This window comes from Niallia yueguangensis (assembly GCF_052663115.1).
Map to the genome: position 1 here is coordinate 50,690 of NZ_JBQTCX010000020.1, position 26,548 is coordinate 77,237.

General features: G+C 35.6%; 29 protein-coding genes. 26 read left to right on the plus strand and 3 right to left on the minus strand.

Annotation, left to right across the window (positions count from 1 at the left end; genetic code table 11):
* The first annotated feature begins 354 nt into the window (after window positions 1-354).
* The 19 genes from ACTYA4_RS16735 (at window position 355) to coaD (ending at window position 17,247) form a co-directional block, all read left to right on the plus strand.
* Window positions 355-636, plus strand: coding sequence for an Fpa/YlaN family protein (locus tag ACTYA4_RS16735; protein ID WP_443482786.1), 282 nt, complete (start codon window positions 355-357; stop codon window positions 634-636).
* A gap of 236 nt (window positions 637-872) precedes the next feature.
* A complete protein-coding gene (locus ACTYA4_RS16740) occupies window positions 873-2,084 on the plus strand; it encodes an FtsW/RodA/SpoVE family cell cycle protein (RefSeq protein ID WP_443482785.1) in 1,212 nt (403 codons plus the stop codon).
* Between the two features lie 176 nt (window positions 2,085-2,260).
* Complete coding sequence (locus tag ACTYA4_RS16745) at window positions 2,261-3,850, plus strand: spore germination protein (protein ID WP_443482784.1); 1,590 nt, start codon at window positions 2,261-2,263, stop codon at window positions 3,848-3,850.
* 25 nt (window positions 3,851-3,875) lie between these two features.
* Window positions 3,876-5,075 (plus strand): Ger(x)C family spore germination protein, encoded by a 1,200-nt coding sequence (locus tag ACTYA4_RS16750; RefSeq protein ID WP_443482783.1) that lies wholly within the window; start codon window positions 3,876-3,878, stop codon window positions 5,073-5,075.
* Between the two features lie 181 nt (window positions 5,076-5,256).
* Entirely contained in the window at window positions 5,257-6,357 is a 1,101-nt protein-coding gene (locus ACTYA4_RS16755) for a GerAB/ArcD/ProY family transporter (protein WP_443482782.1), read from the plus strand.
* A 55-nt stretch (window positions 6,358-6,412) separates the two neighbouring features.
* Entirely contained in the window at window positions 6,413-6,646 is a 234-nt protein-coding gene (locus ACTYA4_RS16760) for a hypothetical protein (RefSeq protein WP_443482781.1), read from the plus strand.
* Window positions 6,647-6,662: 16 nt separating this feature from the next.
* Window positions 6,663-7,754 (plus strand): GerAB/ArcD/ProY family transporter, encoded by a 1,092-nt coding sequence (locus ACTYA4_RS16765; RefSeq protein ID WP_443482780.1) that lies wholly within the window; start codon window positions 6,663-6,665, stop codon window positions 7,752-7,754.
* A gap of 75 nt (window positions 7,755-7,829) precedes the next feature.
* Window positions 7,830-8,924 carry a GerAB/ArcD/ProY family transporter gene (locus ACTYA4_RS16770; protein ID WP_443482779.1) on the plus strand — a complete coding sequence of 365 codons (1,095 nt, stop codon included), beginning with the start codon at window positions 7,830-7,832 and terminating at the stop codon, window positions 8,922-8,924.
* Between the two features lie 281 nt (window positions 8,925-9,205).
* Window positions 9,206-10,126: a heme o synthase gene (gene cyoE / locus ACTYA4_RS16775; protein ID WP_443482778.1), complete on the plus strand. Its 921-nt coding sequence runs from the start codon at window positions 9,206-9,208 to the stop codon at window positions 10,124-10,126.
* Window positions 10,127-10,305: 179 nt separating this feature from the next.
* A complete protein-coding gene (locus tag ACTYA4_RS16780) occupies window positions 10,306-10,773 on the plus strand; it encodes a DUF420 domain-containing protein (protein WP_443482777.1) in 468 nt (155 codons plus the stop codon).
* A gap of 168 nt (window positions 10,774-10,941) precedes the next feature.
* Window positions 10,942-11,943, plus strand: a complete 1,002-nt coding sequence (locus ACTYA4_RS16785; RefSeq protein ID WP_443482776.1) for a CAP domain-containing protein — start codon at window positions 10,942-10,944, stop codon at window positions 11,941-11,943.
* Window positions 11,944-12,463: 520 nt separating this feature from the next.
* Window positions 12,464-12,886, plus strand: coding sequence for a YlbD family protein (locus ACTYA4_RS16790; protein WP_443482775.1), 423 nt, complete (start codon window positions 12,464-12,466; stop codon window positions 12,884-12,886).
* A gap of 15 nt (window positions 12,887-12,901) precedes the next feature.
* Window positions 12,902-13,141, plus strand: a complete 240-nt coding sequence (locus ACTYA4_RS16795) for a YlbE-like family protein (RefSeq protein ID WP_443482774.1) — start codon at window positions 12,902-12,904, stop codon at window positions 13,139-13,141.
* Window positions 13,142-13,330: 189 nt separating this feature from the next.
* The gene (locus tag ACTYA4_RS16800; protein WP_443482773.1) at window positions 13,331-13,753 is read left to right on the plus strand and encodes a hypothetical protein; all 423 of its coding nucleotides are present in this window, start codon (window positions 13,331-13,333) and stop codon (window positions 13,751-13,753) included.
* A 68-nt stretch (window positions 13,754-13,821) separates the two neighbouring features.
* Window positions 13,822-14,271, plus strand: coding sequence for a YlbF/YmcA family competence regulator (locus ACTYA4_RS16805; RefSeq protein ID WP_443482772.1), 450 nt, complete (start codon window positions 13,822-13,824; stop codon window positions 14,269-14,271).
* Between the two features lie 281 nt (window positions 14,272-14,552).
* Window positions 14,553-14,783 carry a hypothetical protein gene (locus tag ACTYA4_RS16810; protein WP_443482771.1) on the plus strand — a complete coding sequence of 77 codons (231 nt, stop codon included), beginning with the start codon at window positions 14,553-14,555 and terminating at the stop codon, window positions 14,781-14,783.
* Between the two features lie 697 nt (window positions 14,784-15,480).
* The gene (locus ACTYA4_RS16815; protein ID WP_443482770.1) at window positions 15,481-15,756 is read left to right on the plus strand and encodes a YlbG family protein; all 276 of its coding nucleotides are present in this window, start codon (window positions 15,481-15,483) and stop codon (window positions 15,754-15,756) included.
* A gap of 422 nt (window positions 15,757-16,178) precedes the next feature.
* Entirely contained in the window at window positions 16,179-16,745 is a 567-nt protein-coding gene (gene rsmD / locus ACTYA4_RS16820) for a 16S rRNA (guanine(966)-N(2))-methyltransferase RsmD (RefSeq protein WP_443482769.1), read from the plus strand.
* Window positions 16,746-16,749: 4 nt separating this feature from the next.
* Window positions 16,750-17,247 carry a pantetheine-phosphate adenylyltransferase gene (coaD, locus tag ACTYA4_RS16825; RefSeq protein WP_443482768.1) on the plus strand — a complete coding sequence of 166 codons (498 nt, stop codon included), beginning with the start codon at window positions 16,750-16,752 and terminating at the stop codon, window positions 17,245-17,247.
* Window positions 17,248-17,716: 469 nt separating this feature from the next.
* Here the strand turns inward: coaD and ACTYA4_RS16830 are convergent, their stop codons facing one another.
* Window positions 17,717-18,022 (minus strand): hypothetical protein, encoded by a 306-nt coding sequence (locus ACTYA4_RS16830; protein WP_443482767.1) that lies wholly within the window; start codon window positions 18,020-18,022, stop codon window positions 17,717-17,719.
* Window positions 18,023-18,317: 295 nt separating this feature from the next.
* Complete coding sequence (gene spoVV, locus ACTYA4_RS16835) at window positions 18,318-19,532, minus strand: dipicolinic acid transporter SpoVV (RefSeq protein ID WP_443482766.1); 1,215 nt, start codon at window positions 19,530-19,532, stop codon at window positions 18,318-18,320.
* A 688-nt stretch (window positions 19,533-20,220) separates the two neighbouring features.
* On the opposite strand from spoVV, the gene ACTYA4_RS16840 reads away from it, so the two are divergent.
* Window positions 20,221-21,033 (plus strand): patatin-like phospholipase family protein, encoded by an 813-nt coding sequence (locus ACTYA4_RS16840; RefSeq protein WP_443482765.1) that lies wholly within the window; start codon window positions 20,221-20,223, stop codon window positions 21,031-21,033.
* A gap of 46 nt (window positions 21,034-21,079) precedes the next feature.
* Here ACTYA4_RS16840 and ACTYA4_RS16845 read toward each other — a convergent pair whose 3' ends face one another.
* Window positions 21,080-22,294, minus strand: a complete 1,215-nt coding sequence (locus ACTYA4_RS16845) for a nucleotidyltransferase (protein ID WP_443482764.1) — start codon at window positions 22,292-22,294, stop codon at window positions 21,080-21,082.
* A 317-nt stretch (window positions 22,295-22,611) separates the two neighbouring features.
* Between ACTYA4_RS16845 and ACTYA4_RS16850 the strand changes: the two genes are divergently transcribed.
* The 6 genes from ACTYA4_RS16850 (at window position 22,612) to ACTYA4_RS16875 (ending at window position 26,329) form a co-directional block, all read left to right on the plus strand.
* A complete protein-coding gene (locus ACTYA4_RS16850; protein ID WP_443482763.1) occupies window positions 22,612-23,121 on the plus strand; it encodes a YceD family protein in 510 nt (169 codons plus the stop codon).
* Window positions 23,122-23,220: 99 nt separating this feature from the next.
* A complete protein-coding gene (gene rpmF / locus ACTYA4_RS16855) occupies window positions 23,221-23,394 on the plus strand; it encodes a 50S ribosomal protein L32 (RefSeq protein WP_016200993.1) in 174 nt (57 codons plus the stop codon).
* 72 nt (window positions 23,395-23,466) lie between these two features.
* Window positions 23,467-23,925, plus strand: coding sequence for a 2-thiouracil desulfurase family protein (locus ACTYA4_RS16860; protein ID WP_443482762.1), 459 nt, complete (start codon window positions 23,467-23,469; stop codon window positions 23,923-23,925).
* A 134-nt stretch (window positions 23,926-24,059) separates the two neighbouring features.
* On the plus strand, window positions 24,060-24,626 hold the full coding sequence (locus tag ACTYA4_RS16865) for an RsfA family transcriptional regulator (RefSeq protein WP_443482761.1): 567 nt from the start codon (window positions 24,060-24,062) through the stop codon (window positions 24,624-24,626).
* A 396-nt stretch (window positions 24,627-25,022) separates the two neighbouring features.
* Window positions 25,023-25,937 carry a 2-dehydropantoate 2-reductase gene (locus tag ACTYA4_RS16870; RefSeq protein WP_443482760.1) on the plus strand — a complete coding sequence of 305 codons (915 nt, stop codon included), beginning with the start codon at window positions 25,023-25,025 and terminating at the stop codon, window positions 25,935-25,937.
* The gene (locus tag ACTYA4_RS16875) at window positions 25,934-26,329 is read left to right on the plus strand and encodes a DUF3397 domain-containing protein (protein WP_443482759.1); all 396 of its coding nucleotides are present in this window, start codon (window positions 25,934-25,936) and stop codon (window positions 26,327-26,329) included. Before ACTYA4_RS16870 ends, ACTYA4_RS16875 begins: the two co-directional genes overlap by 4 nt.
* The last annotated feature ends 219 nt before the right edge of the window (window positions 26,330-26,548 follow it).

Below are 26,548 nucleotides of genomic sequence, written 5' to 3' on the forward strand. Positions count from 1 at the left end.
ACGGGATTAGCGAGAAAGACGAGACCCCACAGGAGCAAAGCGACGAGGAGGCTCGGCGCTCGCCCCGTGGAAAGCGAGCGGTAAGCCTCGGAGAACAGAACGGAAACCATTACTTCCTAATTAGTTGCTTATTTTCCTGTTTTTTGAAATTTAGCTTGATGACATTGGCTCCGGCCCCTTTCCATAGAAAGCATCATAATTCAGTTGGGGATGACGAAAAATCAGGCCTGAGCTGTCGTCAAAAAACCCCACTGAAGGAAGTTTCACTAGATTCTATTTATTAGTCTTGCATTTTTTCTAGGTTGAGTTTAAACTTTATAGATAGGATAATCGCTCGGAAACGGGGGGATAAGGTTGACTTCTGACATGATTATTAATCATAAAGAAAAAGCAAATGCATTATTAAAAGCAGATGCAGACAAAATATTAAAGCTTATTAAAGTACAGATGGAAAATTTAACAATGCCACAATGTCCTTTATATGAAGAAGTTCTGGATACGCAAATGTTCGGCTTATCCAAAGAAATAGATTTTGCCATTCGACTTGGGTTAGTAGAAGTAAGCGTGGGCAAAAAAATATTAGATGAGTTGGAAAAAGAGCTCTCTGCATTACATGAAGCGTCTATAAGAAAATAAAAAAACTCAAACAATTGTTTGAGTTTTTTTATTGGATAACCGTACATATTTGTAAAAGCGAACAAGAAAATAGAACCGTTGCTTTAGAAGAGACAGACAAAAGAAGATAGCCTATAATTAGCTTAGAATGCTTTCATTTGATAAAATGGTCTTTGATTTTCTTTTTGCTTGGCAGGAAAAGGGATAAATTTAGCGAATGTATAAAACAACGTAGAAATAGTAAGGGAAGCGGTTTAATGTTAAAAAAAATATTAAAATCATATGATTATTCCTTAATTATCGTGATGGTTTTGCTATCAATCTTTGGATTAATTATGGTTTACAGTGCAAGCATGGTTAGTGCTGTGCAACGTTACGATTTACCTAGCAGTGATTATTTTTATAAAAAGCAGTTATCGCATTTAGTTGTTGCGGGATTTGTGTTTATAGTAGCCGCTCTTTTTCCATATAAAGCATTTCTTAGTAATCGCCTGTTAGTTCCGATGGTTTTTTTATCATTAATTGGTTTATTAGGATTATTTGTTTTAGGGCATGTTGCCGGTAATGCACAAAGCTGGTATGAGATTGGGAATTCTAAGTTGCAGCCGGCGGAATTTGTCAAACTTGCGGTGATTATTTATTTATCAGCAGTGTATGCAAAAAAGCAGTCTTATATTAATGAATTTAATAAAGGTGTTGCACCTCCCATTGTGTATTTATTACTTGTTTGTGGTCTTGTTACCATTCAGCCTGATTTTGGGACAGCAGCGATCATTTTTCTTATCGGAGCAACGGTCATTGTCTGTTCAGGTATGAATTTTCGAAATTTATTAAGATTAGCAACGATTGCTGCCGTTGTATTGATTCCTTTTGTTTTAATTTTCAGCAAAGACCTATTCTCAGATGAAAAACGGGAGCGGATTTTTGTGTTTTTAGATTCTCCTTTTAAAAATGAAGCAGATGCAAACTATCAAATGGCCAACTCGTTAATTGCGATTGGTGGAGGCGGTTTAAAGGGGTTAGGTCTTGGACAAGGGGTACAAAAACTAGGTTACTTAACAGATGGACATACTGATTTTATTATAGCGGTAATCGCTGAAGAACTAGGAATTTATGGGGTTGTTTTTGTAATAGCATGTTTAAGCTACATCGTTCTTAGAGGCATTTACATAGGGCTGCGCTGCAAAGATTCATTTGGCAGTTTGCTTGCAATTGGGATATCGAGCATGATTGGCATTCAGTCGTTTATTAATATTGGAGGAGTTTCTCGCATTATTCCTTTAACAGGTGTCCCGTTGCCATTTGTCAGCTATGGGGGTTCCTCTCTTGTGCAATTGGCACTAAGCATGGGGATTCTAGTAAATGTGTCTATGTTTGTTAAATATGAAAAAAAATATAAAAACAAAGAAGAAAAAGTCGTTTCAGAATTGCCAAAACAGTCGAGAAACAGGTTTTTGCATAACAGATAGCAATTAACATTTTTATACAATCGAAGTTCGAGAAATACCCCACCTTCAAGAAATGAAGGTGGGGTATTTCTATTGCTTTAGAATAGAAAGGATAAACGCATAATTATAAGGATGGGGAGTTAAACTAACGAGACAGAGACGTTATATTACGCAATGATAATAAGGGGGTCGAACTAATGGATTTTTTCAAAAAAAGAAACAAAAATTCCCCATCAATAAAAACTCCTCAAATAAAAGAGGCAAAGAAAAAGGAAGCCCTTAAAACGAGCTTAGTAGAAAATATAAATCATATTAAAGAAATGCTTGGAAACAGCAAGGATATTATCATCCGCGAGATTCGCATTGGTAAAGAAGGGAAAATCAAAGCTGGGATTTTTTATACGGAAGGATTAACAGATACAAAGTCTATTCAAAATTTTATCATGGAATCTTTAATGGTGGATATTCGAGAAACGGAATTGGATCAAAAAGTCTCTTCTGAACAAGATATTTTACATGTTATGAAGGATTTTGTTTTGACGGTTGGAGAAATTCAAGATGTAACCGATTTTGAAACGCTTTTTGATTCCCTTTTATCCGGAAATGTTATTTTGCTGCTAGATGGATATGGACAAGGTTTTTCAATTGGAATGAGAGAGTGGCAAAACCGCGGGGTAACAGAACCTGCTGATCAAACAGTGATTCGCGGACCAAGGGAAGGCTTCACAGAATCGATTCGTATGAACACTGCGTTAATCCGTCGGAAAATTAAAGATCCTAATCTTTGGCTAGAAAGCAAAAAAATAGGGAAAGTCACGAAAACAGATGTAGCAATCATGTATATTAATGGGATTGTTAATGACAAAATTGTAAAAGAAGTGAATGCTCGGCTCGATCGAATTGAAATCGATGGCATTTTGGAAAGCGGCTACATAGAGGAGTTGATTCAAGACGAAACATACACTCCCTTTCCTACTATATACAATACGGAACGCCCGGATGTTGTAGCTGCTGGACTTTTGGAGGGAAGAGTAGCGATTCTCGTAGATGGCACTCCGTTTGTCCTTTTAGTACCTGTTATTTTTGCTCAATTCTATCAGTCAGCAGAAGACTACTATCAGCGTGCTGATTTCGGAACGATTATTCGATTCCTTCGATATTTATCTTTATTCATAGCTTTATTGGGTCCGTCTCTCTACGTTGCAATTACGACTTTTCATCAAGAAATGATCCCCACTCAGCTTTTGATTAGTTTGGCAGCACAGCGAGAAGGGGTGCCCTTTCCTGCTTTTATTGAAGCAATCATGATGGAAGTAACCTTTGAGATTTTGCGTGAAGCCGGAGTTCGCATGCCAAAAGCAGTCGGTCAAGCGGTATCGATTGTCGGTGCTTTGGTTATTGGTCAAGCAGCAGTAGAAGCTGGAATCGTATCTGCTGCGATGGTCATTGTCGTAGCCATAACCGCCATATCAAGTTTTGTTTTTCCTTCTTTTAATATGGCTATTTCAGTAAGGATATTACGCTTTATTTTAATGGGACTGGCGGCTTCCTTTGGTTTATTTGGAATTACTGTTGGGTTAATTGCGATTGTTCTTCACCTTTGCAGTATTCGTTCCTTTGGTGTTCCTTATATGAGTCCGTTTGCTCCGTTTATTCCTGTTGACCAAAAGGATGCGATGTTTCGATTGCCAATATGGCGATTATTTTCCCGTCCACGTTTAATTAGTCAAAAAAACGTGAAACGTGAGCAAGATCCTTCCGCTTCAAAACCGGAGCCTCCAAAATGATAATAGAACAGGGGGAGTTTCACTTATGAAACGAAAATTCAGTTTGCTAGTAATGGTGCTTGTTCTTCTCACTGTAGCTACAGGCTGTTGGAACCGTCGAGAATTGAATGAGATAGCAATCGAAGTAGCAATGGGAATAGATAAAGCGGGAGATCAATATCGAGTGACTTCGCAAATCGTAGATCCAGGACAAGTAGCCGCAAAGGGAGGCGGCGGTAATCGGTCACCAGTAACTACTTATGAAACTGTAGCAGAGACTCCATTTGAAGCAAGACGAAAAATGACAACAGTTAGTTCGCGAAAAATCTATGCTTCTCATATTCGGATGGTTGTGATTGGAGAGGAGTTAGCGAAAGAAGGAATAAGTGGTATTTTGGATTACTTATCGCGTGATCATGAACATCGTACGGATTTTTTCATTGTGGTGGCAAGGGGAACAACGGCTGCAAATGTATTAAAGGTATTAACACCATTAGAAAAAATACCAGCTACTAAATTGTTTCAATCTCTTGAAACGTCGCAAAAAAATTGGGCGCCGACTGTCAGCGTCACATTAGATGACCTGATATCCAACATTGTAAGCAAGGGAAAACAGCCTGTGTTAACAGGACTTAAAGTGACAGGAGAGAAGGAACAAGGTGATAATCCAGAGAATGTAGTAGAAATCGATACTCCTTCTCAATTGCAATATTCAGGCATCGGAGTGTTGAAAAATGATAAACTGATTGGCTGGTTAAATGAAAATGAGAGTAAAGGATATAATTATATTAACGATAATGTCAAAAGTACGGTTGGTCGTATTGCCTGTCCAAAGGGAGGAAACATCACGTTCGAGGTGATACGTTCAAAGACAGATGTAAAAGGAAGCGTTAAAAAAGGGAGTCCTCAAATTAATGTGAGTACGAGCTTGGAAGCCAATGTAGGATCTGTCGAATGTAAGATTGATCTTATGAAAACAAAAACGATAGCTGATTTGGAAAAAAAATCAGAGGAAAGATTAAAACTTGTCATCGAACAGGCTATTTACAAAGCACAAAAAGAATACGGAGTCGATATTTTTGGTTTTGGTGAAGAGATTCATCGTACAAATCCTAAACTATGGAAAAAAATTGAGAAAAATTGGGACGAGAAATTTGTGGATCTTCCAGTGCATGTAAAGACAGATGTAAAAATACGACGTGTAGGTACAGTGGGAGAATCCTTTCAGAAAGAAATACCGGAATAAAATCGTATAGAGATAATTATAGGGACGCTTGGCACTTTCGATCTTACTCCTCTTTTGAAAAAGAATAAGGGGACTGCTTAGATAAAGATATTCTGAACTCTTTAGATGGAATCGCTGTTATGTATAAGCTGTTCATGATATTCTATTCGATTTATGAAAATAAGAAGATAGGTGAAAAAAGATGCTAGAGAACGGTAAAATTTCATCACGTCAACTAATGGTTCTTGTCATCTTATTCAATATTGGAACGACTATTTTACTTGCGCCAGGTTCTTTTGCCTTTACTGCACAACAAGATGGTTGGGTCGCTAGCATATTTGGAGTTGCAATAGGGCTATTATTTGTCCTTTTATATAATGGATTAGGTAAACTATTTCCCGAATTTACTTTAGTTCAGATAAGCGAAAAAGTGTTGGGGAAATGGGTAGGTAAAATAGTATCATTACTTTTTATGAGCTACTTTTTTCTGATTTGTCCATTTTTGCTGAATTTAATTGGAAACTTTCTTACAACTGCTATTATGCCGGAAACTCCGATACAAGCTATCTACATCATCTTTATGGCTACTATTATCATGGGAACAAGACTTGGACTCGAAACATTTACACGCTCTGCTGAACTTTTTTTTCCTTGGATCATGATTGGTATTTTTATTTTATGTCTAGCTATTTCACCTAAAATCGAAATAGCTAATATACAACCGGTATTGGAGGCGAATAGCAAGACAATATTAAAGGCAAATTATCAGTTTATCGGCATTCTTTATTTAGAACTAATCATATTTTTAATGCTATTTCCTTTTATCAATCAAAAAAAAGGAGCGGGAAAAGCACTTTTTTTAGGAACACTCATTGGCGGAATTGTGACGATCCTCATTACATTTTTATCGATTTCGGTACTGGGTGCGGAGCAAACTTCTAGAAATATTTACTCTACTTTTTCTTTAGCTAAAAAAATTAATCTTGCCAACTTTGTAACACGTATTGAAATCATATTGGCTGGCATTTGGTTTATTTCAATTTTCTTTAAGTTACTAATCTGTTTTTATGCATTTATTTTAGGGATTGCACAAATATTAGAACTGAAGGATTATCGAGTGCTAGTTTTTCCTTTTGGAATTATTTTAATTGTTTTCACACTTTTATCATTCCAAAATATTGTATATTTTTATTTTTTTAGTTCTCGGATATGGACATCTTATGCTTTAACGTATGGTCTTGTTCTTCCACTGCTTTTGTTGGGTGTAGCTGCAGTTCGAAAAATCCGTTTACCTTTGAAATAGGCATGTATGGACAGTAAGACAATCCTTCTTAGAGGAAGGAAAGGAGTTAATTCATATGCTAGTAACGATAGGAATTCTTCTAGTATCTATCGTAATTGCACTTATCGAAGTTCCGCCGCTTTTGAGAAAAGGGTTAACAAAGGAAATTTGGGTATTTTCAATACTTCTCCTTTTTGGAACTGGTTTAAGCATTGCGGAGGGTTTGCAGATGAATATTCCGAACCCTTTAAACTGGATTGGTGCTGTGTATAAGCCCTTTAGTGATTTTCTATTCGGTTTATTGAAGTAGAAAGAAGGAGAAAAGAATGCTAGAAAAAGGGAAGATTGAAAGTAAACAATTTACAGTATTAGTATTTATGTTTACAACTGGAAGCTCCCTTTTATTGGCCCCATCTATGGTTGCTTCTGAATCAAAACAAGATGCTTGGCTTGCAGCTATTTTTGGAGTGGTAGTAGGGGTGTTATTAACGTGGTTGTATCAAACACTAGGAAATAGATATTCTGATATGACGTTAGTTGAGTATAGCGAAAAAATACTTGGAAAATGGATAGGAAAAGTCATTGCTCTACTGTTCTTTACTTTTCCGTTTCTTCTTGCTGCGTTAGTTCTACGCAATATAGGAGATTTTATGACGACACAAATCATGCCGGAAACGCCGATTCAATCTATTCATATAATCTTTCTTATTGTTGTGATGATGGGAACGCGCATGGGAATTGAGCCTTTTGCACGTGCAGCAGAACTTTTATTCCCATGGTTTATAGTCCTTTTTATTTTTCTTGTCTGCTTTACTTCTCCTCAGATAAAGCTGCAAAATATTCAACCAGTTCTTGAAGATGGAATGAAGCCGATTTTAAGAGCTATCCTTTTTCTTACTGGTTTTCCTTTTCTTGAGTTGGTTGTTTTTTTAATGATTTTCCCCTATGTCAATCGCTCAAAAGAAGCTGGGCAGGCTTTTCGAAGAGGAACTTGGCTTGGGGGAGCGGTTCTAATCGTATTAACTGCTCTGGCTATTCTTGTGATAGGAGCAGATCTAACGACGAGAAATTTATATCCAAGCTATGTTTTGGCAAAAAAAATAAATGTAGGTGATTTTTTGCAAAGGATAGAAGCAATTATGGCTGGTATGTGGTTTATTGCGATATTTTTTAAACTGACTGTTTGCTTTTATGCGTCTACTTTAAGTTTGGCTCAAACTTTAAAACTGAACGATTATCGGATACTTGTCTTCCCTTTAGGGATGATTCTTATTGTCCTTTCTCTTGTAATCAGTCCAGATATTGTGTATGACCTTACCGTTGTTTTCAAAATATGGACACCTCATGCGATAACGCTCGGATTTTTTGTTCCGCTGTTATTGTTGGGAGTAGCGGCTGTTCGGAAAATAAAGGGATAAGTTGGAAGAATAAAATTTATTGCTAGCTGTTCTGCCTAAAATCACTTATTTAAATTTGGAAAATGAGGTGAGATGATGGAATCCGCAAAAATAACTTCTTTTCAATTATTTTGTCTCATCATTTTGTTTGAATTAGGTACGGCGATCATGGTTCCTTTAGGATTAGATGCAAAACAAGATGCTTGGATTGCAATACTAACTGGCATGGTTGGGGGAATCTTGATATTCTGTATGTATGCTTATCTTTATAGTCATTTTCCGCAATTGCTCTTAACTGGATATGTTAGAATTATTTTTGGAAAGTACATCGGATTACTAATAGCAATATTATACATTCTCTTTTTTTTATATGGAGCTGCGAGAGACTTGCGAGATGGTGTAGAGTTATTAGCACTTTCATATGATGAAACCCCTATTTCTGTTCTTAGCATTATCCTAATGATGGTGATTAGTTATGCTTTATACAGGGGAATTGAAGTGTTGGCTCGAACTGGAGAATTGTATTTCCTATTCTTTTTGTTTACAGGAACTTTAGCACCCTTATTTTTGATGCTCTCTAATGTAGTGGATGTTGATCATGTATTACCTATATTAGAAAATGGGTGGAAACCGATATTTTCTTCTGTTTATAAGCAAACAGTGATGTTTCCTTTTGGAGAAATAATTGGTTTTACGATGATTCTTCCGTATTTAAATAATCGAAAAGCAGGTTTTAAAATTGGAATAACGGCTATTATTTGTAGTGGTGTTATTTTATCTGCTGTCGTCTTTCTTGAAATATCTGTTCTTGGGTTAATCAAACTAAAACAGTTAATATTTCCTTTTTTATCGATGATGCAGCAGATTCAAGTTGGAGGGTTTATCCAACGGTTAGATGCTTTTGTAGAAGTTAGTTTAATCATAAATGATTTCTTTAAAGTTGCCGTTTTTTTCTATGCTGCTTTAATTGGTTGTGCAGATTTATTCAACGTATCAAAAAACAAACTTGTCATTCCGCTCGGCGTCATCATTTGTGTAACCTCTATATTCATGGCGGAAGATATTGAACATCACTTTATGCAAGGTGAATTTGTGTTAAAATATATATTTCCTATATTTGCGGTAGTTCTTCCGTTTTTGTTGATGATCGTAGAGATGATTCGTAAAAATATATTAAAACGTAACTCTTAAATAAGAGTGTCTTTTTGAAAATTTTGTAAGAAAGTATTATGCATGTGTTGATTTATCCAAGTGTTTCAAAAAATTTCCATATGATTGATTCATGAAGATAACTTTTTGAAAAAAAGATGGAGAAAAATAATAAAAAATATGGTTTAATTACAGAAGGGATGTTTTTTAACATCCCTATAATGTTAATTGTGAAAATCGGCACAAGTGAATAGACTTACCGGAGAATATTCGTTGTTTGTTTTGTAATGCCATGTTTTTATAGAAAAGGGAGGGAAAAAACTATGGCGAATTCAAGGGCTTATTCAGAAGCTCAAATAAATGGGGGAAATTTGCAAGAAACATCTGCATGGAAGGATTTTTTAGCATTAATTAAAATCGGCATTGTTAATTCTAATTTAATTACAGTGTTTACCGGTTTGTGGCTAGCGCTTCACTTCTCTGGAGAAAAGTTCTTATTAAATATAGATACTATTTTCTATACGCTTATTGGGTCAGCCTTAATTATTGCTGGATCTTGTGCATTAAATAATTATATTGACCGTGATATTGATCCTTTAATGGAAAGGACAAAAGCAAGACCGACTGTAACTGGAAAGATAAATGCAAAGAAAGTGGCGATTTTAGGCTTCGGTTTTATTGCGTTGGGAACAGCCCTGTTATTATTAACTACGATTACAGCAACAGTTATTGCGCTGGTTGGTGCCTTTAGTTACGTTGTCGTATACACGATGTGGTCGAAAAGAAAACTTGTGTCCAATACTGTAATTGGCAGCTTTTCAGGAGCGGTTCCGCCGTTAATTGGCTGGGCAGCAATTGATCCAAGCTTAGATATAATGGCATGGAGTTTATTTTTGATTATGTTTGTTTGGCAGCCGCCGCATTTTTATGCATTAGCGATCAGAAGAGTAGAAGAATATAGAGCAGCAGGAATCCCGATGCTTCCAGTAGTAAAAGGATTTCATGTCACAAAAAAACATACGTATGCATGGATTGTTGCGCTTATACCGCTGCCGTTTTTATTAACATCACTTGGAGTTCCTTTTTTAATTCTCGCGACTTTATTAAATATCGGCTGGATTATAACAGGAATTTTTGCTAGTAAAAAGAACGATGAAATAAAGTGGGCAACAGCAATGTTTGTCTACTCCATTCAACATATGACTATTTTGTTTGCAGCAATGGTCCTTGTTACGCTCTTTTAGAAACGATAGAATAAAAGAAGAATGATGCCTAAATGCATTGTTCTTCTTGCTATTTTTTAAAAAACACTTTATAAAGGGAGAGAATGGTAAGCTCACTATTATTATTCCAAGTGGATGAAAGTTTATTCTATATAAGGAAGTTCACTTATTAAATTATTAAATGTTGAGAGGTTATGTTTATGGAATTTTCACTGCCAATTTTACCAACCATCAGTACGTTTTTTATCGTGTTAAGCGCAGTTTTTGTCGCAATTGGTTGGAATTTAATCTTAAAAAAGAAAATACAAGCACATCAAAAAGTCATGATGTTTGCAGCGATATTTGCAGTCATCTTTTTTATCATTTATGCATCCAGAACTATATTTATCGGCAACACGTCATTTGGCGGTCCAGATGATATAAAAATATATTATACGATTTTTCTTATATTTCATATTAACCTGGCAACTATTGGAGCGGTGCTAGGGATTATTATGTTAATAACCGGGTATAAAAAACAGTATGCAAAGCATCGCAAACTTGGACCAATTACGAGTATTATCTGGTTTTTTACTGCTATAACAGGTGTTGCTGTCTATTTATTATTATATGTAATTTATCGTGGGGGAGAAACAACATCTGTCATAAAAGCTATTTTAGGTTTTTAAGTCATTATGCTCTTATCCACTACTAAAAATAATTTTCTAGAACGTTATACTAAATAGTCTATAATGAACATATAATAGTAGAGATAATACGAGAGAGGAGGATAGCCTCTGAAAACTTTTATTAGAATATTAGTTATTATTTCTATATTAATTGCTGTTGGTTTTTATTTGAATATAACAGATAAAAATGAAAATGCAGATGTACTCATAAGAGATGGAAAAAATCTCGCAAAAGAAAGTACTACGCTTGCTGAAAAATCTGCCAGTGTGAATAAAAGCCTACCGGTACCGGCAGAAGGTTTAGGAAGCTTGCTCGGTAAGAATGTAAAAAAACTAGAAAAAGAATACGGAAAGCCCACGAGGATAGATCCCTCTTCTTATGATTATGACTGGTGGATTTATAATAAAAAGGATAGCGAATATTTTCAAGTTGGCGTACATGATCAAAAAGTTGTTACGATCTATGCTATCGGTGAAAATGTTAATATTTCCCCATATAAAATTGGACAAGAAGTAGGCGATATTTATACAAAAACGCCGATTGAAACAAATATTAGCTTAAATTATGAAGGCTCTTCTTATCGCTTTGAACTATCTGAAGACGAAATAAACAATCGTCCGCTTATTCGTATAGGTGATTTTTATGCACAATTTTATTTTGATAAATTTACAGGAACATTATCAAGTGTAAGGTATATGGATGCGAAAACATTATTACAGCTTCGGCCATATGAACTAGTGTACAGAGGGGAATTAGTTGAAACAGCTTCAGCAGTAGAAGATGTTGAAGCGGTTGAAAAAGGAAACGAACAGCAAATTTTAGATATGACAAATGTTCTGCGTAAACGATTTAAATTAAACGAAGTTCAATGGGACAAGTCAACAGCAAAAGTGGCGCTCGGGCATAGTATAGATATGTTTGAAACAAAAACTTTTTCTCATACCTCTGAAAAATATGGTGACTTAGAAGCAAGGTTAAAAAAAGGCGATGTGTTTTATCAGGTTGCTGGTGAAAACATTGCAGCAGGCTATACAGATGCAGGTGCGGTAATAGAAGGTTGGTTGAACAGCAAAGGTCATCGGGACTGTTTGTTGAATAAAGATTTTACACATTTGGGAGTAGGAGTATATAAAAAATATTACACGCAAAATTTTATAGAGAAATGGTAGAAAAGCTGTCTTAAGTTTACACCTAATCGATTGTTTGAGAGAATGCAATAGTTCTTGAAAACAAGGAATAAGGGTTAAATATTTAGGGCAGTTTTTTTATGGAAAAGAGGTCGGAGTGTCGCCTTTATTTAGGTTAGAATCTGTTCTTATTTCTTTTTATAAGGCTGTTTTCTAAAAGTTTGTTGTTTTTGAATAAAATAATAAATATGGCTAAAGCACTGAACAGCCTGAATACACGTAGACTCCTGCGGAAAAAGCGAGAAAGACGAGACCCCACAGGAGCATAGCATTGATGCGGCTCGGCGCTCGTCCGCGGAAAGCGAAGTGTTTTCAGGCTGCGGGGTAAAATAACAACAATCTATACGAAAAGAGCCTTTTATAATGATTGAGATGGACGAGTTTCCATATGAGCTGCTGTGTATAAAATGGCAGAGGATATGAATAGAATACACAATACACATTTTTAACTATAGTGTCATATAGTAGTATAGGCAGCTGTAACAAATAGAGGTGAACATAAATGGAAAAGAAAAAAATTCATCCATCTGTAGAAGCGTTTAAAACTTTTGTGAAAGGCAATCCGAAAATTATTCAAGAAGTAAGAAGCGGAAAAGCCACTTGGCAGGAATTATATGAAGACTGGTACTTATTAGGAGAAGAAGATGCTCGGTGGGATAATTTTCGTGATAGCAAAACTTCAACAGATCAACCTACGGATGCAGATAACTCGAATAAAACGATGTCGATGTCATCTGTTATGAATTCACTAAAAAACATGGATCAAAACCAGCTACAAGGATATATAGCTAATTTAAGTCAAGCACTAGGAACTATTCAAGGAGTGATTTCTCAATTAGCTCCTGGTAGTGCTGCAAGTACAAATGCAACCAAAAACAGCGGGCAGAAACAACCAACAGGACCTTTTTCATTTCGTAAAGATTAAGGAAGGAGTTTTACTATGAGGCGCTCTATAAAAGAATATATTTCCCAAAATCAAGAATTGCAACAATTTATTCGAGAACAGCCCCAATGGTATCGTGAATTAAATAGGAATCCAAATGAATGGCAATCATTTGAAGTTGCTTCCTTACAATATTATAAAAAAACAATTCCTCACCATGTAGAGAAGTTTTCAAATGGAGTACAGATGGCATCCATGATGATAAGCATGTTTCAAGCAATGAATTCGTCCTCTTAAAAATGTTTCAAAAGCAAAATCGATAAAAATTAGTGTTCAAAAAGGTAATAAATTAGAAGCAAGCCAACGAAGAGATTCGATGCTTATCATTTGGTGCTTTTTTGAACATCCTCTAAATAAATCGTTCATTATTGCGTAAAAAGAAGCACAACAGCGAATACTAAGAAAAAATGTTCAGGAGTGTTTTTATTGAAAAAATTACTGTTTTATTGTATTCCTGTTATGCTTCTTTTATCTGCATGTCGGGATGATGTTCCAGATCCGGAAGTAAAACCAAAAAAAGAGGGGATGATTCAGCAGTTGATGCGATTGCAGCATGTACAAGCATCCCCAGCTTCCTCATATAAAGGAATTTCTGTTCAACATTTTGTAAAAGGAAACGCAGTTTATATCGATTGTAAAGTTAGTTCTGTATCCTTTCGTGAAAACAGTGGAAAAAACCAGGCGAAAATTGTTTTGAAAGTGGATGATTTATTAGTAGCTGAATACAATACAGCAGCATTTGTGGTGCGTAATTTAAAAGCAGGAAAACATAAAATTTCACTTGAGCTTGTTAATGAAGCAAATGAATCATATCATTTAGGACAAGAATTTACAGTGGTTATTTCATAAAGATTCGAAATACAAGCCTTTTCTTTCCAAGCCTTTTCAAGTAAAATGAAGGTGGAGGTGACGAATACGTGCTTGCTACAACTGAAATAATGCTGATGGTAGAAGAGGCAGAAGCGATTGCTGACATGATATTAGAATCAGATGTTGCAGAACAATATCGTATTTGTTTGTCCAATTTAAATACAAACAAAGAGACACAGCAAAAAATATTTGCTTTTAATAAAATGAAAGGGCAATATGAGGAAGTCCAGCGTTTTGGGAAATACCATCCTGAATATAAAAAAGTGATGATAGAAATTAGACAACTAAAACGAGACATGGACTTAGATACACATGTTGCTGCATTTAAAATAGCAGAAAATAATTTGCAAAAGCTGCTGGATGAAGTAAGTGTCATTATTGGGCGCTCTGTTTCGGAATTTATTAAAGTTCCAACAGGAAATCCATTTTTTGACGAGCTTTCCGGATGTAGTTCTGGTGGATGTGGAAGCGGCGGCGGCTGCAGTTGTTCTGCCTAAAATAAAAGATGGTGGCGAAAGCATATTAATTGGCTGTCGTCGCCTTTTTTTATCTCACTCTTAAAGGGAGTAGCTTCTTTTGATGGAAGATTCAACTTTTCCAATTATACATAATGGTTATTTTAGAATTAATTACTTTCTCTTTGCAAGAAAAATTTAATAAACAATTTGACATTTTCCTTATAGGTTGGGAAAATAATCGAAAAGAATGGAATCAAGAATATAAAAAAGCTATGAAATAGGATGATATTGTTTTAAACAAATGAAAGTTGGTGTGTATTTTGAAAAAAGTGCATGAAACACAATATAGTGAGGAATTTAATAACACCAATGAAAATAAAGTATTCATTCCTTCAGATATCGAACAATTTAATTATTTGGAAGGTGGAGTTAAACCAAAAAGTATAAATGTAAAATCTTTGCCTAGAGGGATTAAATATATAGGTTATTTTATTTTTGGTTCTGTAATCCTAACATTTATTTTGTTGGCACTACTGAATTTTATTATGTGAAAATGTTTATATCCTAATCAAAAACCGCATTTTTAAGAATAAGCTGCCATAGTGATAAGTAAAGGCTGTTTTCTAAAAGTTTGTTGTTTTTTGAATAAAATAATAAACATAGTTGAAGCACTGAGCAGCCTGAATACACGTAGACTCCTGCTTAGAAAAGCGAGAAAGACGAGACCCCACAGGAGCATAGCGACGGCACTGAAAAAGTGTTTTATTAGATAAATTATAGGTGGAATACTTAAATTTATTAGGGTGAAAATGGTATAGAGAGTTTGAAAACGACCATCATTTTGGTTAGGAGAGGCGTCCGCACGACTCCTGCGGGATTAGCGAGACAGGCGAGACCCTGCAGGAGCGTAGCGACGAAGCGGCTCGGCGCTCGCCCCGCGGAAAGCGTGTGGTAAGCCTCGGAAAACCGAACACCTCTGCGTTGCTTGGATTGTCGCTACCTATATTTTATAGCATTCACTTTTTCAGTGGCCTCAGCATAGCGACGAGGAGGCTCGGCACTCGTCCGCGGAAAGCGAAGTGTATTCAGGATGCGGGTTAAATAACAACAATCTATACGAAAAGAGCCTAAGTAAAAAACAAAAGGAACACGAAGCATGTAGAAGACTGCCTGATATATTTTATGTTCGATAAGAAAAGTTTTTTTATGCTAGAATCAAAAATAATGGATTAAAAAAGGGGTTAGAGCATGTTAGGGCAACGGCAAGGTATTATCGTTTGGATGTATTCCTTAAAGCAAACGAAAATGTTAAGAAGATTTGGCAATGTACATTATATATCGAAAAGATTAAAATACGTCGTGTTGTATACAAATCAAGAGGATGTAGATCAGGTTATGGAAAAACTAAGTACATATTCTTACGTCAAAAAAGTAGAACCGTCCTATAAGCCTTTCCTGAAATTGGAGTTTGAAAATTCAAAGCCGGATAAAGCAAAGGAATATGATTATAAGATGGGAATATAATGCTGGAGCTAATCCGGCTTTTTTTTATAACAAAAAAAACCTGCAAGCATTTGCTTACAGGGTCCTTCTATATCCTCTATAGGAAAGAAGGTAAAGGGAGAGGAGAAACCGGAGGAAGAACTTATGGGGAAACGTAAGTCTTCTCCGCGGTTGGCAACAACATCCTCGAATAGATGTTGTTAATAAAAGTATCTCCAGCTTTTATTTCGCTTATACATTAAAATAGATATTTTTATTTCCTTTGCAAAGAAATGATAGAGGAGCGGATAAACAAAATGACGAAGAAATTCGACAGCTATTTTTCCCGGAATTTTTGAACATCTCTTTAACAAAGGGGAAAGAAAGTTGGCTCCTTTTTTTGTTTATGGTAGGATAGGAAAGGAAAAAGGCTAGTTAATTAAGAATTTAGTGGTGATAAAAAGATGAGAGTAGTTTCTGGTATAAATAAAGGGATTTCTTTAAAAGCAGTGCCTGGAAATTCTACAAGACCAACAACGGATAAAGTAAAAGAAGCCATTTTTAATATGATTGGTCCATACTTTGATGGCGGATCTGGTTTAGACTTATTTGCAGGGAGCGGAGGACTTGGAATTGAAGGGTTAAGCCGGGGATTATCAAATGTTGTATTTGTTGATAGAGAGGGTAAGGCAATTTCCACTATAAAAAGCAATCTTGCAACATGTAAATTAGAAGAAAAAGCAGAAGTGTATCGTAATGATGCGGACCGTGCGATTAAAGCATTAATAAAAAGAGAACGCTGCTTTGACTATATATTTTTAGACCCCCCGTATAAACAACAGCAATTAGAACGTTTACTTACGACGATCGACAAAGAAAATTTATTAGAAAAAGATGGTACGATTGTATGTGAGCATGGTTCTGAGGTTATTTTACCTGAGTCAATTGGTCGGCTTTGTAAAAAAAAGGATGAAAAATATGGAATAATTGCAATTTCAATCTACACATTGTCAATGGGTTTGGAGGAATAAGTTTATGGCAAGTATTGCAGTATGTCCCGGGAGTTTTGACCCGATAACAAATGGTCATATCGATATTATAAAAAGAGGGGCAAAGGTTTTTGATCAAGTATTTATTTGTGTTTTGAATAACTCAAGTAAAAAGCCCTTTTTCTCGGTAAAAGAAAGGTTGGAATTAATTAAAGAAGTAACGAAAGATATTCCAAATGTAAAGATTACTTCTTATGAAGGATTATTAATAGATTATGCAAAAAGTATTAATGCAAATGCAATTATTCGAGGGTTAAGAGCAGTTTCTGATTTTGAATATGAAATGCAGATCACGTCGGTAAACCGTGTGTTAAGTGATGAAATCGAAACATTTTTTATTATGACAAATAATCAATATTCTTTTTTAAGTTCAAGTATTGTAAAAGAAGTAAGCAAGTACAATGGAGATATTTCAGAATTGGTGCCAAATGTAGTAGAGCAAGCATTAAAAAGGAAGTATTCGTTGTTGAACAAAGACAACTAAATACATAAAGAGAAGGTGACTAAACGAGTCGGACGATTAATTAAAAAAGTTGGATTCGTTTAGTCACCCTCTTTTTCTATGGAAAAGGGATCGGAGCTTCACCAATTTTAATGGGAAAATTGAGTGATGGTGCCCCGCTTACCCCAATGTCATCAATCCAAGCTTCAAAAAACAGGAAAATAAGCAACAAAATAGGAGGTAAGGGTTTCCGTTCTGTTCTCCGAGGCTTACCGCTCGCTTTCCACGGGGCGAGCGCCGAGCCTCCTCGTCGCTTTGCTCTTGTGGGGTCTCGTCTGTCTCGCTAATCCCGTAGGAGTCGAGCGGACACCTCTCCAAACAAATGAGGTATTTCTTTTAAATAAAGGGTATCCCATAAATAGGATCATAAAAAAGGCAATAGGATGCCCGGGCGGATGAAATGTAATTTTTTTCACCCTCCCTTGGCATTCTATTTTCATGAATCAAACCTTTAAAAAGCGGACTTTTGAATCAATCCATTTCTATTAGCTCGTAATCCTTTCACACGCTTAAAACTCCTACCTGGTTTTATAGGAACTCGATTCCTTTGAATTTCATTCAGTATTTTTTTATACAGCTTATTACGTCTTCTAACACTTTTTTCTAGCATTAATTGAATGAAATTATCTTTCAGCTTTCCTATTAAAAGTCGTTGATTGGCGGTATATTCATATTTCAACTCCTTTCCCCTCTGTTTTTTGGCAATTATTTCATCGGCTTCTTGTTTTACAAGTGCGGCCATGTTTGCGAGAAACATTGTCGCATAAAAATCCTGTTCAATAGATAAAACTGTATCGCCAGTGAATTTTTAAATATGAAGCTTATTTCCATAAAAAATCACCACACATCGTTGATATACCAAAAAAGGTATCCCAATCGATTATTGTGGTGTTTTTAAAAAGTCAAGTGATTTGTTGGTTTTAATACAACAATCTTATGACGGTTTAATCTAATAAGATTTTATGGAATCTTAAGTTGATGACATTGCCGCTTCCCCCCCTTTATTAGGTTAGAATCTGCCTTTTCTTAGTTAGATCGTGGAGTCAAAGAACTTAAGCTCTTCTTGGTAATCTACTAAGAAGAATTAACACATAAATGCTTAAACAGAAAATGGTGATAATGGGACCAGCATCTGTAATTTTAGCAAAAGTTTCTTCTACCCAAGTTCCTTTTATATAACCAGGAATTGCAATCGTGGGATTTTCCTTTGATAAGAAATGAGTGGTGAAAAAATTCCAACTTATAAATGTATAAAAACTTGCAAAACTTGCTTGTAAAATTCTTGCAAAGAAAAAAGGTTGAAAACGAATATCTGTTTGAGCTAATATGCTTGCGACTTGTGCTTGTACACTAAAACCGCTAAACCCTAAAATAAAGCTGGTTAAGATGGCTTGATGCATAAATGCTGCTGTTTCTACATCACTTGTTAACTTGCTGCCAAGTGTGATTTCGAAAATACCCGCTATTAAAGGAATGCTTAAATCAGTGGAAAAACGAAATACATGCAAAATCATCGTGATAAATTTTCCTAAAAAAGATGTAATGTGTAAATGAAACAGAAGCCGATTAATAACTGAAAAAAGAATGATAAATCCTCCGACCATTAACAAAGACTGAATGGAAGAGGCAACAGCATCACCAAGAAGTTTCCCAAGAGGGCGTTTATCTTTTATTCTCGTTTCATGGAGCTCTTGAAAAGCTTTTCTGATAGAAGGTCTCCTTATCTTTCGGTCGTGTTTGTTTTGCTGCTCGTTTCTCCCGTAGAATCGCATGCATACTCCAACCGTAAAATTTCCTAAATAATGAGAAAATGCTAATAAAAGTCCTAATTTTGGATTGTGAAAAAAAGAAGCGGAAACAGCTCCAATAATAAACATAGGGTTAGAAGCATTAGAAAAAGATACAAGTCTTTCCGCTTCAATTTTAGTTAATTGCTTTTCTTCGCGAAGACGAGCGGTTAATTTTGCTCCTGTTGGAAAACCAGATACCATTCCCATTGCCCACACAAAGCCGCCTACACCAGGAACTCTAAAAAGCGGACGCATAACAGGTTCTAATAAAACCCCTATAAAACGTACAACTCCAAAGCCAATTAATACTTCGGATAAGATTAAAAAAGGAAGCAAGGATGGAAAGACAATCGTCCACCAAGTATTGAGACCGTTTTTGGATGCATCTACAGCAACAGCAGGAAAGGAGATTAATGCTAAAGCTAGGAGAGATGCGGATAATGCTAATATAACGGTTTTTACCTTCGAACCATTCAAAAAATGACCCCTCCTTTTAGATGGAAAAAGTATGATTAGTTAAAAGAAAAGTAAATATAAAATAAACTCCTACAAATCAGACATTATGGGATCGACTATCTCGTCCTACATTAGCCCCTTATCATTCAATATACTCATAACATGAAAAAAAAGACCATAAGATTATATGAGTGAGTGTTCAAACAACTTCTATAAATAAGGCTGTGTTAAAGCTAATTGTTAATTTTGATACTTTGTTGATTGGAGCGGTAGGCGTGAGACTCCTGCGGGAAAAGCGAGTCAAAGGGAGACCCCACAGGCGCACAGCGAAGCCACTGAAGAAGTGTTTTATTATATAAATTATAGGTAAAACCCTTATATTTAGTAGGATAAAAATGGTATAGGGAGTTTGAAAACGACCATCATGTTGGTTAGGAGAGGCGTCCGCACGACTCCTGCGGGATTAGCGAGAAAGACGAGACCCCACAGGAGCAAAGCGACGAGGAGGCTCGGCGCTCGCCCCGCGGAAAGCGTGTGGTAAGCCTCGGAAAACCGAACGAAAACCTCTAAATACTTGATTTTCCCTATCTATATTTCATAGCATCCACTTTTTCAGTGACCTCCGCACAGCGCCGAGGAGGCTCCCGAACCGGAAATAAACAGGCAATTTTAACAGAGCCATAAATAAAGGGAATGGAGGGTTAACGTAATGCAGCCTCCAAGGATTGGATTGGCATTAGGTTCAGGTGGAGCAAGAGGATTTGCCCATATTGGTGTAATAAAGGTGTTAAGAGAAGAAAATATTCCGATTGATTTTATCGCTGGAAGCAGTATAGGGGCAATAGTTGCTAGTCTTTACGGCGCTGGATTAGATGTAGAACGGCTATATGATTTATCGAAGTTTTTTAAACGAAAATATTTTTTAGATTTTACTGTTCCTAGAATGGGGTTTATTGCTGGGAATAAAGTAAAAGAACTAATTCGCTTATTTACGTTTGGAAAAAATATCGAAGAATTAGACATACCAGTGGCTATAGTGGCTGCGGATTTATTATCAGGAGAAAAAGTGGTTTTTACAAATGGTCCAATAGCTGAAGCTGTTCGTGCCAGTATTTCCATTCCTGGGATATTTGTTCCAGAAAAAATCGATGGACGTTTACTTGTAGATGGAGGGGTTATTGATCGAATACCGGTTTCGGTTGTAAAGGAAATGGGTGCAGATCTGATTATTGCAGTAGATGTTGCCAATGTAAAAATAACAACAGAAATCACTTCAATCTATGACGTTATTATGAGAAGCCTTGATATTATGCAAATGGAGTTGGTAAACAACAGGGAAGTTGCCAGTGACTTTATGATTAGGCCGCATGTAGAAATGTATAATAGCAAGGCATTTACCAATTTAGAAAAGATAATTGCATTAGGGGAAAAAGAAACAATTAAACAACTGCAGGATATTAAGAAATTAATTAGTACATGGGAAAAAAACAATAAAAAAAATCCACCTAAACAAAGTTTTTAGGTGGAACCATCAATGGGGAAAGAGCCTATCTAATGAAAGATTCGATTCACTTTATGATAGGTGGTTGACTATATTCTAGTTGATCTAACTTTTGCTGATACGACAATGGCACGCCAAGGGAATAAATAGAGGATGCTTTTGTATCCAATGCAATCTGCTTGTTGTGAAAAGCAGACAGCTTGCTGACAAGGGGTAAAAGCAATTCTTTTTTCTTTTCGTTTAAATAAGATCTGCCAGCCTTTGAACTTCCTAATAAGCGAAGATAAGTAGGTTCAGGATCTTTTGGCATGTCGCTTTTTTTTGTATTCGTTAAAATATGCAAACAAACTCGTTGAAGTCTTGTCCACGTATATCGTTTTGTTTTTACAGCTGTCAAAAACTGATTAAACGATTCCGCTTTTTTGACAGAAGTTAGCAGCCTATTTTCTAAGCCTTCCTCGACTTCATATATTTCTGATAAATCTTCTTTGGAAATGGACAATAAACGATACTTTAAATGGCTCCAATAATTTTCCCAATGATGAAAGCTGCCAAATTCCAATTGATAGTCTGTTAACAAGTTGGCAGTTTCTGCTGGTACAAAAGGAAGAATATTATCCAAATTACGATTGTTATGGAGTAGTTCGTTGCGAATACTTGTCGCACTTGCAATATGGTCGGAACGAAAGTGCTGATCATGATAACTAGCTTGAGTACGAGCGATTGTATGTAACTGCATAGGAATAGACTTAGAGAGCACAGCTTTCACATATTGATAACCTAATATATTATTCGGTTGTGTTAAATCTAAGTATTCGTTCTTGTCTTTTTTTACTAGCGATTGAAAAGAAAGAGAAGCAGCTTTTGGGTAGCTGTTTCCTTTTTTTAGATATGTTAAAAGAAGTTCGTTATACTCTGCTTTTTTTTCATGGATTAATGAATATGTATTAATAAATGCTTGTATATTCCCTGCTTCACTGCCAAAGCATAAATAATCACATTTTATACTATGCAATAAGGATACAGCTCCTTTTGCAAATAATTCTGCATGTTGTGTAGCAAAAACATAAGGAAGTTCAAGCACGATGTCGACGCCATTTATTAATGCCATATCTGCTCGATGCCATTTTGATACAATCGCAGGTTCTCCTCTTTGCAAAAATGGACCACTCATAATGGCAATGACAATGTCTGCTTCTGTTTGTTCTTTTGCTTTTTGGATATGATAGTAATGACCATTATGAAAAGGGTTGTATTCAACGATAACGCCAACAGCCTTCATGTAAATTCTCCTTTTCTGTTGTCCTAAAAAAATGTTCGTATTAGGAACGGAATTAAAATAAATAATAGAACTAAATCCTACTTAAAAAAGAATACAATAAGTACGAATAAGAAGCTAGAAGAAGATAGAGTGACTTTGACCATTGGGCTTTTCCCTGCTAAATGCAAGTACAAAGCACAGTGGTTGCAATTCTTATGTATTAGAGTAAAATAGATAAGAAATCCTTTTTAGATACTTCCTAAACACTGTAAAGAAAAAATATTGACAAATAATTATATGAAAGCTATAATTACCTTTGTTGCCTTGGGGTGATATATATGAAATGGACGTTAAGCCAGTTACAAAAATATCGAAGTAAGGAATTGCCGATTGATGAAACAATAAATGTAGATGAGATCAAAACAGTTGATCCGACTATCAGACATGTATCACCGATGCATATTATTGGTCGAACAGATATTGATTCAACAAAGGTGACTTTTCATTTGAAAATTGAAGGGTCTCTCGTATTGCCTTGCTCTCGTACTTTAGTAGACGTGGATTATCCAATTAATGTTGAAACAACAGAAACTTTTCTCTTGAAGGTTTCCGATTACGAAACAGATGAAGAGGAAGTTCATCAAGTAAATGGAGATGTGATTGACTTAATGCCAGTCATTCAAGAAATTCTTTTACTTGAAGTGCCTATGCAAGTTTTCTGTGAAGATAGCAAAGAAGAGGGTGCTCCTCAATCGGGTAAAGATTGGGAAGTTATCCAAGAGCAAGAGAAACGGGACAAAGTTGATCCTCGTCTTGCTGGGCTTGCTAAGTTTTTTGAAAACAAGTAAACGAATGCCCGATTAATCGTCGGCAGACAAAAGAAACATTTGAGAATAGAATTTTCTGCTCTCATTACTTTCTTAATACTCTTTAAGGAGGTGGGAAGAATGGCTGTACCTTTTAGAAGAACATCTAAAACTGCGAAAAGAAAACGTCGTACACATTTTAAATTACAAGTGCCTGGTATGGTAGAATGCCCTAACTGTGGTGAAATGAAACTTGCTCACCGCGTTTGCAGCGCTTGCGGAACATACAAAGGTAAAGAAGTTGTTAGCAACTAATTATCTTTTCGATGAAAAGCACATGGACTTTTGCTCCTGTGCTTTTTTTCGTTTAAAAAAGGGGGAGATTACGTGATTGTCGTCAGTTCTTGTTTAGCAGGTTTAATGGTTCGGTATAATGGCACACATAGCTTGCATCATAAAGTACAGCAGCTAATTAATGAAAAAAAGGCGATAGCAGTTTGTCCTGAATTGCTTGGAGGGTTTAATACTCCAAGAGAACCTGCTGAAATAGTAGGGGGAGATGGAGCGGACGTGTTAGCGGGAAAAGCGAAAGTACTTGAGTTAAGTGGGGCAGATGTAACAGAAACTTATATAGATGGAGCGTATAAAACGCTGAAAATAGTCAAAGAACTCGGGGCTTCCATCGTCGTTTTAAAAGAAAATAGCCCATCATGTGGAAGTGCTTTTATTTACAATGGTGATTTTAAAGGAAGAAAAATAAAAGGAATGGGTGTTACGACTGCTTTACTACGACAAAACGGTATACAAGTCATTTCAGAGGAAGAACTTTCCTATCTGATAAAATAAGTGTATATAAATAAAAGCTAGTTTTTTTTACATATAGTTAATATGTTTTTTTTTCAAGAATCCGGCATGATATCAGTCTATCTTTTCTAGTAGATGCATATGTATGAATAAAAAACACTAGGAGGTAATTGCTGATGACAACAACTAGACAAGATGCCTGGTCAAAAGATGAAGATATCCTGCTAGCAGAAGTAGTATTACGCTTAATTAGAGAAGGCGGAACCCAGCTTCAAGCTTTTGAAGAGGTGGGGAAATTACTATCTAGAACGAGTGCTGCATGTGGATTTCGCTGGAATTCTTTTGTTAGAAAACAGTATAAATCAGGAATTGAATTGGCAAAAAAACAACGAAAACAACTGAAAAAAACAAGTGTTCTAGCAGAAGCAGTTGAAACAGAATTAACGGCGTCTATATCTGTACAACAAAGAGAAGGAACAAATAATTTTGAAGAAGTCCTTTTATATTTAAAGGAAGTATATACGAAAGCAATGAAATGGGAAGAACATAATGGCGATCAAAGTGAAACAAAAGAAAAAACGATAGCATTAGAAGAAAAAGTAATCAAATTAACAGCAGAAAATACAAAGCTGCAAAACGAATTAAAAGGGATAGAGGAAGCGTATAAAGCATTAGTGGAACTAATGGAAAAAGCGAGAAAAATGGTTGTGTTAAAGGATGAGGATAAAGAGCAAAAGGTTTAGAAATTGTTTTTTTTGTATTAAACGAAGGAATCACGAAATCGCTCTAAAGGTTGGTTGTTCTTCGGATTCCTTCTCTGCATGCTTTGAAAGCAATATACTTGTAAAGAAAAGGTGCTATATTGTGATCTCCGCGTTTATCTCCTCGATATTTACTTATTCGCATGAAAAATCCCACCAATAAGTTAGTTTGGCTTCATTTTTATAGACAAAAATGAAGTTTTTCCCATTAAGGATAAATAGGGTCTGTTTTTATGAATTGTTGATAAAAGGCTAGTGTACTATTTCCTTTATGTAGGAAGTAGCCCTTTTGAATATTAATGATAAACAATTTCGACAATTAATGATAAGATATTACTATCATATATAAGGAAAAAATTTATAATAAGAGGAGCACTTATGAAGATTGGAATTATTGGTGGTGGGGCAATAGGGTTATTATGTGCTTATTTTTTGACAAAAGCCCATGATGTAACCGTATATGTACGATCAGAGAATCAACTGCAACTATTAAAACAAAAAGGAATTTCGTATAAACGAGACAAGGTTACTGAAAATATTCGTGTGCATGCTGAACTGTTTTCAAATTGGACAGGGACTGAAGATTTAACGATTGTGACAGTTAAACAATACCAACTAGAATCCATTTATGAAAAAGTGAAACAAAATCTTAAGCAGTTAAATGGGATGTTATTCTTGCAAAATGGGATGAGTCACTTAAACGTATTGCAAACGCTATCTACTAATCATTTTATGGTAGGGATAATAGAGCATGGAGCGGTAAAAATAAATGAAAATACTGTGCAGCATTTAGGTGTAGGTGCCATTAAGCTATCTCCGTTGCATTCCCAATTAGAACCTATTGTAACAGAATTAGTGCAAAAGTCCGATGCTGCTTTTATGATAAAAAAAGAGCGAGACTATTTGTTCATGATGAAAAAAAAGCTAGTCGTTAATAGTATTGTTAATACCCTAACTAGCATCCTGCAAATTAAAAATGGGGAACTAGCAGAAAATCCGTTTTATTTTCGTTTAATGAAGGATTTTATGGAAGAAATAGCAGAAATCCTGCAGTTAAACAGCCGGGAGAATGAGTTGTATTTTTCTTATGTGTTGGAAGTCATCAAACAAACATCAAACAATAAATCATCTATGTTAAAAGATTTAGAGGAAAAAAGGCCAACAGAGGTTGATAGTATTTTAGGATATTTATTGGAGGAAGCGAAAAACCATCATATAAATGCATTATTAACAAAAACGTATTATTTTATGATAAAAGGAAAGGAGAAGGAACAGGAGGGGAGAGGAGCATGATTTCCTTTGCAACATCTATTTTAAGCTTTTTTATCATGTTTCCAATTGTATGTTATTTTTTTGTATTCATTGTGTGCAAACAATGGACAAAAAAGCATCGGTTTTCTGTTCATCTTGCATTAGACGTTAGTACGTTCTTTTTTATAATTTCCGTTCATTTTTTAATGGAAGCCCTCTGGGGGAAGTCTTATTTATCTTACATAATGATCACTATTTTACTAATTGGCATCATCCTTGTTATCTTACATTGGAAAATAAAACAAGAGATAAACTATAAAAAAGTTTTCCGTGGTTTTTGGAGAGTCAATTTTCTATTGTTTTTTTGCACATATCTTGTATTAATGGTTTATGGATTAATCTATTTTATGATTACTTCGGTATCTTTTATATGAAAAAAGTTAAATTAATAACTCAAACTTCGCAGTTATTAATTCCTTTTCATGTATTTCCATAACTTGGTTTAGAGCAATTAGAAAAGGGTGATTGAATAGTCCTTTTGAGTGTTTTTTTGCAAACATTATTCCTTACAAATAGGGGCTTGCTTTCCGTTTCAGGATACTCGCTTTCCGTGGGGCGTGCGATGAGCCTCCTCGGCGCTTGCGCCTGCGGGG

Coding starts and splice junctions, on each gene's coding strand:
- ACTYA4_RS16815 (WP_443482770.1), top strand. CDS start 15,481: ATGTTAGGGCAACGGCAAGGTATTATCGTTTGGATGTATTCCTTAAAG.
- ACTYA4_RS16870 (WP_443482760.1), top strand. CDS start 25,023: ATGAAGATTGGAATTATTGGTGGTGGGGCAATAGGGTTATTATGTGCT.
- ACTYA4_RS16845 (WP_443482764.1), bottom strand. CDS start 22,294: ATGAAGGCTGTTGGCGTTATCGTTGAATACAACCCTTTTCATAATGGT.
- ACTYA4_RS16740 (WP_443482785.1), top strand. CDS start 873: ATGTTAAAAAAAATATTAAAATCATATGATTATTCCTTAATTATCGTG.
- rsmD (WP_443482769.1), top strand. CDS start 16,179: ATGAGAGTAGTTTCTGGTATAAATAAAGGGATTTCTTTAAAAGCAGTG.
- ACTYA4_RS16745 (WP_443482784.1), top strand. CDS start 2,261: ATGGATTTTTTCAAAAAAAGAAACAAAAATTCCCCATCAATAAAAACT.
- ACTYA4_RS16765 (WP_443482780.1), top strand. CDS start 6,663: ATGCTAGAAAAAGGGAAGATTGAAAGTAAACAATTTACAGTATTAGTA.
- coaD (WP_443482768.1), top strand. CDS start 16,750: ATGGCAAGTATTGCAGTATGTCCCGGGAGTTTTGACCCGATAACAAAT.
- ACTYA4_RS16795 (WP_443482774.1), top strand. CDS start 12,902: ATGAGGCGCTCTATAAAAGAATATATTTCCCAAAATCAAGAATTGCAA.
- rpmF (WP_016200993.1), top strand. CDS start 23,221: ATGGCTGTACCTTTTAGAAGAACATCTAAAACTGCGAAAAGAAAACGT.
- ACTYA4_RS16750 (WP_443482783.1), top strand. CDS start 3,876: ATGAAACGAAAATTCAGTTTGCTAGTAATGGTGCTTGTTCTTCTCACT.
- ACTYA4_RS16755 (WP_443482782.1), top strand. CDS start 5,257: ATGCTAGAGAACGGTAAAATTTCATCACGTCAACTAATGGTTCTTGTC.
- ACTYA4_RS16770 (WP_443482779.1), top strand. CDS start 7,830: ATGGAATCCGCAAAAATAACTTCTTTTCAATTATTTTGTCTCATCATT.
- ACTYA4_RS16840 (WP_443482765.1), top strand. CDS start 20,221: ATGCAGCCTCCAAGGATTGGATTGGCATTAGGTTCAGGTGGAGCAAGA.
- ACTYA4_RS16865 (WP_443482761.1), top strand. CDS start 24,060: ATGACAACAACTAGACAAGATGCCTGGTCAAAAGATGAAGATATCCTG.
- ACTYA4_RS16760 (WP_443482781.1), top strand. CDS start 6,413: ATGCTAGTAACGATAGGAATTCTTCTAGTATCTATCGTAATTGCACTT.
- ACTYA4_RS16850 (WP_443482763.1), top strand. CDS start 22,612: ATGAAATGGACGTTAAGCCAGTTACAAAAATATCGAAGTAAGGAATTG.
- ACTYA4_RS16790 (WP_443482775.1), top strand. CDS start 12,464: ATGGAAAAGAAAAAAATTCATCCATCTGTAGAAGCGTTTAAAACTTTT.
- ACTYA4_RS16875 (WP_443482759.1), top strand. CDS start 25,934: ATGATTTCCTTTGCAACATCTATTTTAAGCTTTTTTATCATGTTTCCA.
- ACTYA4_RS16830 (WP_443482767.1), bottom strand. CDS start 18,022: ATGTTTCTCGCAAACATGGCCGCACTTGTAAAACAAGAAGCCGATGAA.
- cyoE (WP_443482778.1), top strand. CDS start 9,206: ATGGCGAATTCAAGGGCTTATTCAGAAGCTCAAATAAATGGGGGAAAT.
- ACTYA4_RS16780 (WP_443482777.1), top strand. CDS start 10,306: ATGGAATTTTCACTGCCAATTTTACCAACCATCAGTACGTTTTTTATC.